This is a genomic window from Scytonema sp. UIC 10036 (assembly GCF_009725235.1).
This window is the reverse complement of sequence record NZ_WJFC01000060.1, coordinates 53,544-64,587: the sequence shown is the minus strand read 5'-3', so window position 1 is coordinate 64,587 and position 11,044 is coordinate 53,544. Positions and strand designations below refer to the sequence as shown.

General features: G+C 40.2%; 5 protein-coding genes. All 5 read right to left on the bottom strand.

Going from position 1 to position 11,044, the window contains the following annotated elements; all coding sequences use genetic code 11:
* Positions 1-153: 153 nt before the first annotated feature.
* The 5 genes from F7734_RS26355 to F7734_RS26330 all read right to left on the bottom strand — a co-directional run bounded on the left by F7734_RS26355 (position 154) and on the right by F7734_RS26330 (position 11,023).
* Entirely contained in the window at positions 154-1,050 is an 897-nt protein-coding gene (locus F7734_RS26355; protein WP_166482161.1) for an ABC transporter permease, read from the bottom strand.
* A 143-nt stretch (positions 1,051-1,193) separates the two neighbouring features.
* Positions 1,194-3,383: an AAA-like domain-containing protein gene (locus F7734_RS26350; protein WP_155747586.1), complete on the bottom strand. Its 2,190-nt coding sequence runs from the start codon at positions 3,381-3,383 to the stop codon at positions 1,194-1,196.
* Positions 3,384-3,405: 22 nt separating this feature from the next.
* Positions 3,406-3,765: a response regulator gene (locus F7734_RS26345; RefSeq protein WP_207714216.1), complete on the bottom strand. Its 360-nt coding sequence runs from the start codon at positions 3,763-3,765 to the stop codon at positions 3,406-3,408.
* Positions 3,766-4,005: 240 nt separating this feature from the next.
* Positions 4,006-9,453 (bottom strand): ATP-binding sensor histidine kinase, encoded by a 5,448-nt coding sequence (locus tag F7734_RS26340; RefSeq protein WP_155747584.1) that lies wholly within the window; start codon positions 9,451-9,453, stop codon positions 4,006-4,008.
* 487 nt (positions 9,454-9,940) lie between these two features.
* A complete protein-coding gene (locus F7734_RS26330) occupies positions 9,941-11,023 on the bottom strand; it encodes an amidohydrolase family protein (RefSeq protein ID WP_155747583.1) in 1,083 nt (360 codons plus the stop codon).
* Between the last annotated feature and the right edge of the window lie 21 nt (positions 11,024-11,044).

The window sequence follows — 11,044 nt, the reverse complement described above, 5'->3', positions numbered from 1 at the left end:
TTAGTGGTTAGTGGTTAGTGGTTAGTGGTTAGTGGTTAGTGGTTAGTGGTTAGTGGTTAGTGGTTAGTGGTTAGTGGTTAGTGGTTAGTGGTTAGTGGTTAGTGGTTAGTGGAACAACCAACAACTAACAACCAACCACTAACCACTAACAACTTACTTTCTTGGCATAGCTTCACCAAATTTAATCAAAAGAGCAATAACAAGACTCACGACCAAAATAATTGTCATACTTAAAGCAGAACCAAACCCCCAATTTTGAGTGGGACCAAGGAACTGATTGTAGACTAACCGTGCTGCTGTCATGCTAGAAGCACCACCTAATAATTCTGGATTGATGAAATCACCGAATGCCGTGATAAACACTAGAAAAGAACTCGCAGCAATTCCAGTTAAGGTTTGAGGGACTGTGACTTTCAAAAAGGTTTGTACGGGATTTGCGCCTAAATCGGCGGCGGCTTCTAATAAACGTTTGTCTAGTTTTTCTAAGGCTGCATATAAAATTAAAACCATGTAGGGCAGTAAGCTATAGCTCATGCCAATTAATACAGCAGGGCTGCGGTTAAGTATATCTATAGTGGGTAAACCTATAGTGCTCAGTATGCTGTTGAGCAATCCCGTGGGACGGAGAATCGTAATCCAAGCGTAAGAGCGAAGTAGGGAAGAAGTCCATAAAGGTAAAACAAAACCAATGAGTAGTAAGTTGCGCCAGCGTGATGGTGCTATCTGGGCAATCCAATAGGCAACGGGGAAACCAAAGACCAAACAAATAATTGTGGACTTTACAGCAAAATCAAGCGATCGCACCAAAACTTGCAGGTACAGGGGATCGAGTATCCGGATGTAGTTGTAGAAATTACGAGGGTTGACAATTTCCCCAGGTCGGATATTAGGTACCAGACTTAACTCAAAAATAATAAGTGTTGGCAGTACTAACAAAAGCAACAACCAAATTCCAGATGGTGCTAGCAATATCAATGGTTGCAGCCAGTCCAACCAAGGACGCCGAAATTTTGGTGCTTTGGCAATTGAATTTGAGGTTTGAGTGGACACAAGCCGAGCGACTATTTTTCACGAACTTACTCAGTCTACTCTGGAAGTCAGAAAATAATGAAGAAAATTTGTAGGTTGGGTTTCGTTCCTCAACCCAACCTACGTGGTTTAAAATTTAATGTTTATCTGAACAGTGTTGAGTGCTATCGACTGTGTAAGGTAATCCAACTGTCATTAAAAATCAATTCATAAATACGATTGTGAACTTTTAAACAACCTTGTTGCTTAATGACTAGCCCTGATAAGAGCAATTCCTTTTCTTCTGGGCTATCCACGGAGGCAACTGTTCGAGAGTGTAGAATTTGTCGATAGAGTGCTAAAAGGCTCAGAGCGTCTTGCTTGCTGTTAAGAATGCGATCGCGAATCGTTCTTAAATGTTCTGGTTCATCCTGAGATTCCCAATTATTTATCACCTGAGTTCGCACCAAATTTTCTATCCATTCCGCTTCTTGATTGCTAGGAACCGAACAGGAAGAATAACGGATAAGTTTACAAATCTTTTGCGTGAGGAAAGGTTGACCGTTTGTCCATGCCAGCAACTCTTTCAAAAGAACTTGCGGATTGCTCACTTTCTCCGTAAGCCCTTGTAGCAAAGGTTGGGCTTCATGCTCCTGAAAGCCATTGAGTTGAATTGCTTGACCAATATTAAAGGGGGTTCGTTGGGGATCGGTCAGTAAATCGGAGGGAGTTGCAACTCCAAATAAAGCAAATGTTAACTTCTGATACTTTGGATTGATGCTGCGTTGGTTGTAGCAAAAGCGAATCAGAGCAAAAAAGTCATTGACTGGAAAATTTAAGCCCAAAACAGTATCAATTTCATCTAAAAAAATAAAAATCTGCTCGCTTTGAACTTGAGACAATAGGATTTCCTCTATAAATCGGCTCAAGCACTGAACGGGTGATAAATCCTGTTGCTCGTTCCACCAAGCTTTTAAATTGACCTTTCCCAACAAATCAAAATTTTGCCACAACTCCACTGCTAATCCCTTGTACCATTGAACTGGAGTGACATCTTCTACGCCAAGTCGGGTAATGTCAATTGCCGCACAAGCAAAGCCTTCTGTTTGCAAGCGATCCATCATGCGTACCATCAGGCTTGACTTACCCATTTGCCGCGTGTTCAGAATGTAACAAAACTCTCCACGTTTTAACGCTTTGTAAAGATAGCGATCTGCGGTACGCACGACATAAGTGGGAGCATCCATTGGCAAACTACCGCCAACTTGATAATCAAAACATGAGGTATCCTCAGCATTTCTTAATAAAGCGTTTTCAAATTCGAGTTCAGCTTGGGTGGCTTTCAAAATTTCTAATGTTTGAGAGAGTTCTCTTGTACGCTCTTCTACTTTTTGTTCTAAAGTCCGATTGGACTCTGTTAAGGCATCTCTAGCCTTTTGCAAGGCGACATTATTCCGGGCAAGTTCTTGAGTAAATTGAGTTCGTTCTGCTTCTGCTTGTTGGCGTTGGGTGATGTCAGTGAAGGCAGCAATGGCATAAACAATTTCTCCTTTTTCGTTATAAATTGGAGTTGCGGTTACCTCTAAAGGAATAATTTTATCTAAATGACGAATTTCAAGATCGTCAACGGTTGTAGTTTCACCCTTGAGCGCTCGAATAATAGGCTGTTGTTCTGTGGGGTACAGTTGTTCTGTTCCTGCAAGGTAAGCATTGTACATTTGAGGTAGTTGAGGTATTGGTGTTCTGGTTGTAGCTTCAATTCCTTTGCCCAAAATTCTTTGGGCAGTTTGATTGGCGTAGTAGGGCTGTCCGTTGGCATCAATCACAAATATACCTACCGCGACAGCTTCTAAAAATTGAGCTAGCCTTCCCTCACTTTCACGCAAGGCAATTTCTGCTCGCTGACGTTCTACAACTTCGGCTTGCAGGCGAGTTAATAGTTCTGCTTGAGCTTTTTGTGCGAGAATTTCTTGTTCTCGCGCTGCTTTCATTCTCTGTACGTGTTGCAGAGTTTTATTGGTCGTGATTTCTAAATCTTGAAAATTAATTGGCTTCGTCAGGAAGTCAAAAGCCCCTCGGTTCATTGCTGTTCTGATTTTTTCAAGGTCTCCATAGGCGGAAATAATGACTGCTTTGACGATAGGGTACAACTCACTGAGTTTAGTCAGCAACACAAGACCGTCCATCTCCGGCATATAGATATCGGTTAAGACAATATCTATGTCCGGTTCGGCTTGCAGCTTTTCTAGTGCTTGCAAACCATTTTGGGCAAAAATTAATTGGAATTGCTTTTCTCGAATTTTTTTTCTAAATACCTGACGAAGTAGGGGTTCTAAATCAGGCTCATCATCCACAACCAGTATTTTCGCTGTCATAATTTTTCCCAGATGGGATTATTTATAAGCTGAGGATTTTTTCCTTCAGTTTGTTAAATTCGATAGGTTTTGTAATATAGTCATCTGCTCCCAAATTTTTAGCTTTTTGATAATTAGTGTTGTCATCGTAAGCCGTAATTATAAAAACTTTTAAATTGGGAAATTTTTCTTTAATAATTTTAAGAAGTTCTAACCCGTTCATTCCAGGCATATTAATATCTGTTAGAATCAGGGATAGACATTTAGTGAAATTATTTTGTAATTGTTCTAGTGCCTCTTCTCCTGAAAAAGCAAAATATAATGTAACTTGGTTTTGTCTGCTTTCTCTCCTAAATTTTTGTTGAAACAACAGTTGAACGTCTTGTTCGTCGTCTACAATCATTATTTTCATTTATGACTTACATCATTGACTAAATTAGCAATATGTGTAGAGATGAAACACTAAGTTTACTAAACTCTCTTACATTATTTTAGAGGGTAAACAAAGATTCCTGTATGTAAAAATCAGGTTGGTACCAATTTCTTCACACAAGGTGTATAAAAACGGGCATAGGGCAATGGGCATAGTAAGAAGAATTTATTGCCCAATACCCCATGCCCCATGCCCATTACACTACCGTATTTACCTATGTGGAGAGTGTTTTTTAGGTAATGTAATGATAATTTTAGTAAAATTATTGACTTCCGACTCTACTTTCAGATCCCCTTGGTGCTGTTGAACGATAATATCGTGAGCGATGGATAAACCCAGTCCAGTTCCTTCTCCGGGCGGTTTGGTGGTGAAAAAGGGATGGAAGATTTTATCGTGCATTTCTTGGGGAATTCCATCTCCGTTATCCTTAATAGCGATCTCAATCCAGTCTCCCAAATCTTGGGTTGTAACGGTAAGAGTGGGTGAAAATGTTTCTCGTTCGCTTTCTGATTGTGCTTGAAAGCGTATTGCCTTTTTATGCGCTGCATAACCAGCATTGTTAATAATATTTATAAAAGCACGGCTGATATTTTGAGGTACTATATTTAACCGCTCTATATTATTATCATAATCAGTTTCAATGCGTAAATGAAAAGACGAATTCTTCGCACGCATTCCGTGATAAGCCAAGCTAATTGCTTCTGCCAACAAAGTATTAATATGTGTCATCTGTCGCTCGTCGCAAGTTTGACCGCGAGAGTGCATCAACATTCCCCGCACAATATTATCGGCTCTTTTGCCATGCTCGTTAATTTTTTGAGCGTTCTGGCTGAGGTCACTTAAAATCTCTTCAATATATTCTTTGCTGTCTGGGTCTAATTGGTCTTTTTGCTTTTCAACTTCTTCTAGCAATTCTTGTGTTAACTCTATAGAAAGTTCGGCAAAATTGTTAACAAAGTTTAAAGGATTTTTGATTTCATGGGCAATTCCGGCTGTTAAAGCTCCGAGCGAAGCTAATTTCTCTTGGGCAATAATTTGTGCTTGTGTTGCTTTTAATTTTTCCAGTAGGCTTGCTAATTCCTGATTTTTTTCTTGTAATTCTTGAGTTCTGACTTCTACTTTTTGTTCCAAAGTTCGGCTGTAATCTTCTAACTGTTCGTACAAACGAGAGTTTTCAATGGAGATGGCGGCTTGGGCGGAAAGAATTTTAAGGACTTCGACGCGATCGCTTGTAAAAGCTCCTGTTGTGAGATTATTTTCCAAATACAAAATGCCGCTCAGTTTGCCTTGATAAAGGAGGGGAATGCAGAGAATCGATTTGGGTTGAGTGGCAATGATGTAGCGATCGCGAATAAATTGTCCTTCGTTTGACGCATCATTTAAAATTACGTTTTCTTGAGTGCGAGCTACATAGTTAATAATCGCAGATGATAGCGAGGGAATCTGACCATTAGAGTCTACAGAGTCTACAGGAATCGATCTAAGTATAATCACATCATCATAATTCACTACCCCCTCAGCTTCAATCAACCAATGACCCTCTTTATTTAGAATGAGAAAACCTTTTTCTGCACCTGCATTTTCAAGAACAGTTTTCATCAAATTTTGTAGTAATCTGCTTAGAACAATTTCACCCGAAATAGTTTGCGATGCTTTTAGAACAGTCGCTAAATCTAGCACTTCACTAAAAGCCGAAGTACTGGTTGTAGTATTTATGAGAGACTTTTTGCTTCCAAATGACTTTGAAACCAGTAATTGAGGGTACTTATCTTCTAAATCTTCTACTTTACGCTTTGCGCCCCAAAGCTGATAGCCTTGGTAGGCTTTTCTCATATAGAGTTGGGCAAATTCCTCTTTTCCTCGTTCTAACCAAAACTTGGCTGCTAATTCATTGGACAAAGCCTCATTCTGAATAAATTCGTTTTTTCGTGCAGATTCAATAGCTTGGTCATATAAATCCATTGCTTTGTACCACTGACCTGAGATCCGAGACATTTCCGCTGCCACTAAAATATATTTATGTAAGAAATTCTCCGGACAATTATCAACCCACTCTTTCATGTATTGCTGGTTTATTTCCAATTGTTGCCAGTATTTATTCCGTTCATCTAGGGAAGCCTGGGGATACAGAAAAGCTAGGTTTAACGAGTAGTAAAAATTATGCTCAGCGATTGAGATAGTTCCTGGAATATAATCAACCAATCTTCCTGCTTGTTCCAGATAGGTCAACTCAATTGGTTTACCATATAGATAAAGGATTTGAGCCTTCAAAATATAATAAAAGCAGATGGCTGCAAGAGTTTCTCGTTGAGCATTTTCCAAAAAATGTTTCTCATTGGTCTCGTTTGTATTAAAACAGAATTTTTCTTGGGTAAGTCCCATCAAATTCTGCATGAAGATTATGGCACCTAAGATACAATTAATTGCCCACTGATTCTGAGTTTCTTGACTAAACTGTAAACTGCGAGAGGCTTCCTTTTGAAGGGAGTGTAAACTTTTCCCTTGACAGATAAGGTTGTATAAGTTGTAGGTCATGGTGTATCCAACCAATTGGAACTCACCAACTTGCAATCCTGCTTCCACTCCTTCATTATTGACTTTCTCAGAAAATTTGATGTGCTTCAGCCAGTGCATAGTGAAACTACCATGAACTTGTGTGACTGCGCTCTTACAAGACCAATCCCTATACTTATCAGATAATTTCATCCCAAGAGAGCTATATTTATACCCTGAGTGATAATCGCGTAGAACATGGGTATTAACGACTCCAAAGAAGCTATAGCCCATGGAAGATTTTTCCATATGACCGTATTTGATATTGAGATTGACCAGTTTAGTTGCAACAAGATACATCAGCATTGGATCTAAAATCCAAGCAGCGGGGAAGATGCGAGTCAGTATTTTTAAAGCAGATCTTTTTTCCGGTATCTCCATTTCTGGATTATCAAATAATGCAGAGATTTCACGCTCGCCTAAATTTTTTCGATATTCTATAAGCTCAGCCTCAAAAGCTGCTTGTAAGTTTTTGGTTGGTAGGTCAATTCCCAAAGATTTTAAGGCAATTTGTCCTGTCTCAATTGCATTACTGTATTCCCCTAATAGAGTACACTGAATAATCCGAAGAAAGTGATATTCCGTACAATCAAGAGTTGATTTTGCTTGCTGAAGAGATGTGTCAAGCAAGGACTGAGATTTTTCGAAGTTGCCATTGAGATACTCGACCTCTGCAAGTTCCTTGTACAGGTCTAGTGCCATTTCATAGCGCTCGCTCCAAATATTGCCTGGAAATTCATTTTCCGCTAAAATTAAGTATTCCCTAGAAGCTGTATAAGCAGTTGCCTCTTTAGCTTTTTTCCCTGCATATAAATTTAATTCTGCTAGAGATTTCTTTTCCGCCAAATTTTCTATCAATTCTCGTCCTTTATTTAGATGATCGACCAAAGTAAAGATTTTTCCTTCTCGTTCTGCTTCACTCATGTTAGCCAGCAAAAGTTTACCGATTTGAAGGTGAACTGTCTTCTTCAAATCGATATCAATCAGCGCATAAGCTGCTTGCTGTACCCGGTCGTGCAGAAACTTATAATGCTGAATAACGAGTTCCGCCTCAATTGGTATATCTGAAGTTGTTTCTAGCTCTGAGATAGGCTGAATTAAACCTAATTGAATTGCTGACAGGAGGGATCTGTAAGTTTCGGGAGGTGATTTTTCGTAAATAATTGAGAGTGTAGTGAGGTCGAAACTGTTTCCAACACAAGCTGCTAAACGCAATGCTTTTTGGGTTAATTCTGAGAGTTTCCTAAGCTTGCCGAGCATTAAATCTACCACATTTTCCGTAATGCCCAAAGCTTCAATTTGAGAAATATTCCAATGCCAGCACTTTTGCTGTCGCTCGAAAGTCAGAAGGCTTTCCTGATATATTGTTTTGAGGAATTCATTAATAAAGAAGGGATTTCCTGAAGTCTTGCGATAGACCAATTCTGCTAGAGGTCTTACTATTTCTCGATCGCTATGGAGGGTGTCCGCAACCATTTGAGTGATTTCCTCCAGTTTTAAGGGGTTGAGAATGATAGTGTTGACAATTGCCCCTTGCTCTTTCAATTGCTCAATCATTAACATTGTGGGATGATTGGCACTCACTTCGTTATCGCGATAAGCACCAAGCAATAGCAAATACCCCAAATAGTTATCGGTCATCATCAGTTCAATTAGCCTTAGACTCGCAGAGTCAGCCCATTGCAAGTCGTCTAAGAAAATAACCAATGGATGCGATCGCTGACAAAAAACCCGGATAAAATTCTGAAAGACTACACTGAAGCGGTTTTGAGCCTCAGTTGGTTCCAATGGTTGTACGGGAGGCTGAGGTCCAACAATCTGTTCTACTTCAGAAATGACCTCAATAATGACTTGACCGTTAACGCCAAAAGCAGCGAGGAGTTTTTCCCGCCACCTAGCCAGTTGAGCTTCACTTTCAGTTAATAACTGTCGCACGAGAGACTTGAATGCTGAAACAACGGCGGAATAAGGAATATTACGCTGAAACTGGTCGAACTTTCCAGATATAAAGTAGCCGCGTTGCTCGGTGATAGGTTTGTATAGTTCTTGAACTAGTACTGATTTCCCAATTCCGGAATAACCCCCAACTAGCACCATTTCACTCTGCTTTCTACCTGTTCTTTTGAACGCGTGTTCCTCAAGTGGATTGGATTGAGCAATATGCTTGTATATTGAGAGTAAGGTTGCTATTTCAGCGTCTCTACCATAAAGTTTTTGTGAAATTTTGAATCGGTCTGAAATGTCGTGACGACCAATAGGGTACTCTGAAATTTGCCCAGTTTGCTGTAACTGTGTCAGACACTCTTCTAAATCTGCTTTAAGCCCCAATGCACTCCGGTACCGTTCCTCAGAAGTTTTTGCTAGTAACTTCATGACAATATTGGAAACAGTTCGAGGAATTTTTGAATCGACTTCATGGGGAGGAACAGCTTGCTTGGCAATATGACAATGAACTAACTCTAAAGGGTCGTTAGTTTCAAAAGGTAGCCTTTGAGTCAGTATCTTGTAAAAAGTTGCACCAAGTGAGTAAAAATCAGTACTGTAATCGAGTACCCGATTCATTCTACCCGTTTGTTCGGGAGACAGATAAGCTAATGTTCCTTCCAAAACGTTAGGATTTTTTATCGTTGGATTTTCACGGGTAAATACTGTGGATATCCCAAAGTCTATAATCTTAAGTTGCCCGGTTTCTTGGTTAAGAACGATATTAGAAGGATTGATATCTTTGTGAATGACATTAGCAGCATGAATTTGGCTAAGTGTCTCCGCAATCTGAATGGCAATGAAGAGAAAGTCCAGAAGTGCAAATTGTTTGGATTGCATCACAAGGTCTAACGATTTGCCCCCGAAATCCTCTAAAATCATTGCCAGCGTGTTTTTATAAGGCAATAGATTATAAGCTTTAACCACTCCATCAATTTTTAGAGAGCGGGTAATTTCGTACTCCTGCTTGTACCGAGTTAGTTCTGAAGGAATCGGGTAATCTTCTTTAAGAATTTTGAGAATAACGGGTCGATCTATGGCGTTACAGACAGATCGATAGACTAATGAATTAGCGCTTTCGTATATTTTGGAGATAATTTGGTAGTCGGCAATAGCACTCATTGTTAGATTTTTTTTCAAAGGATGCACTTTTGATGCTCGACTCAAGTAACTGGTCTGTAGTATTTTATCTTACTGATTACCAAAGAGTAATTACTTAATAATATATTATATCAAATTGTAGTCTTATACACTACATAAAGCAAGTCATATTCAGATGTATTTGCCCTACCTGCTAAATTTCCTTCAGAGTGTGAATATCTCTTTATAATTAAGTCGCATCATAATTAAGATAAATACCCATCCGTTTCAAGAAGGCATGGGTTTCTAAACGAGACCTTAACTGAAGTATTTGTCGGACTTCAGATGTACTAATTTCCCCGCAACGGTAAGCATCTGCGACAATCACTTCTAACAGACGACGAGAAAGACCACCCCACGCTTAGTCTAATCGCTTGGCAATTTCATCAGGAATTTCAACCGTGATTTGCATAGAGTATTCTAGCGCTCGCAGTAGTTTTACGCCCCTCAAAATCAATATGGTCGAGTATTAGTTCAGGTTATAGAATCGAGCCGGATTATCCCAAAGAATCTTTTGTACAACTTTTTTAGGAAGCTGATTCTGAAGTGCTACGACTTCTGCAACGACTTTTGGATGGTGATCCATATGAGGGTAATCCGACCCAAAGATTAAGTTATCTGAACCAAGATGCTCGAGGATCTGACTCAGATAAGGTTCTGAAGGCTCCATGGAGATAAAGCATTGACGGCGAAAGTACTCGGAAGGCATCATTTTGATGTTGTCTGCAACTTCCCAACGAAGATCTTCGTACTCGCGATCGAGCCGCCATAACCAGTAAGGAAGCCAACCGCACCCAGACTCAAGAAATCCAACTCTCAGCTTGGGATGACGTTCTAAGACTCCGCCTTCGATCAGCGATAGCAACGCCATCATTTGTTCCATTGGATGAGAGCAAGCGTGTAGTGCAAAGCGAGTGTTGAAGCGATCTGCTCCTGCGGTAGGTAAGCGACTATGAGTGGACTCATGAAGGCTGACAGCGATCCCTAATTCCTCGCACTTCGTCCAAAACGGTTCGTAAGCGCAGTCACTCAGAATCCTCCCTTTGACAGGGTTGGGGCGTAAAAAAACTGATTTCCAGCCAAACTCTGCTATCCTCTGCAATTCAAGCACCATTTCTTCTGGTGCGTGTAAATTGACAACACCTACACCTCGAAGAATTTGTGGATTATAGCTACAGAAATCTCGAAGCCAATTATTATAAGCACGCACAAATGCACCAGCTAATTGCGGTGCGATCGTGTCCACAGCAACGATCCATGAGAAGTAAGTTGGATAAATAAACGATATATCAACCCCCATCTGCTGCATAGCTTGCACGTGAGACTCAGCATCAAAGTTGTTCAACCATGATAGGGGATACGCTTGAGTCACTTGTTTGGCACCTTCTTGACGGAGCCGATTGGAGTATTTGTTTACAATCTTTTCGCCTGCAAGCGTTAGTTCTGGAGACAGCGCAAAGCTCTTAAACGCAGGTTCGAGGTACTCTTGCCATATATGGTGTGGCTCATAGACGTGGGAATCTGCATCAATAATTCGATATCCTTCAAGCATGACAGGGTTGACCAACAACTA

Coding starts and splice junctions, on each gene's coding strand:
- F7734_RS26350 (WP_155747586.1), bottom strand. CDS start 3,383: ATGACAGCGAAAATACTGGTTGTGGATGATGAGCCTGATTTAGAACCC.
- F7734_RS26345 (WP_207714216.1), bottom strand. CDS start 3,765: ATGATTGTAGACGACGAACAAGACGTTCAACTGTTGTTTCAACAAAAA.
- F7734_RS26340 (WP_155747584.1), bottom strand. CDS start 9,453: ATGAGTGCTATTGCCGACTACCAAATTATCTCCAAAATATACGAAAGC.
- F7734_RS26330 (WP_155747583.1), bottom strand. CDS start 11,023: ATGCTTGAAGGATATCGAATTATTGATGCAGATTCCCACGTCTATGAG.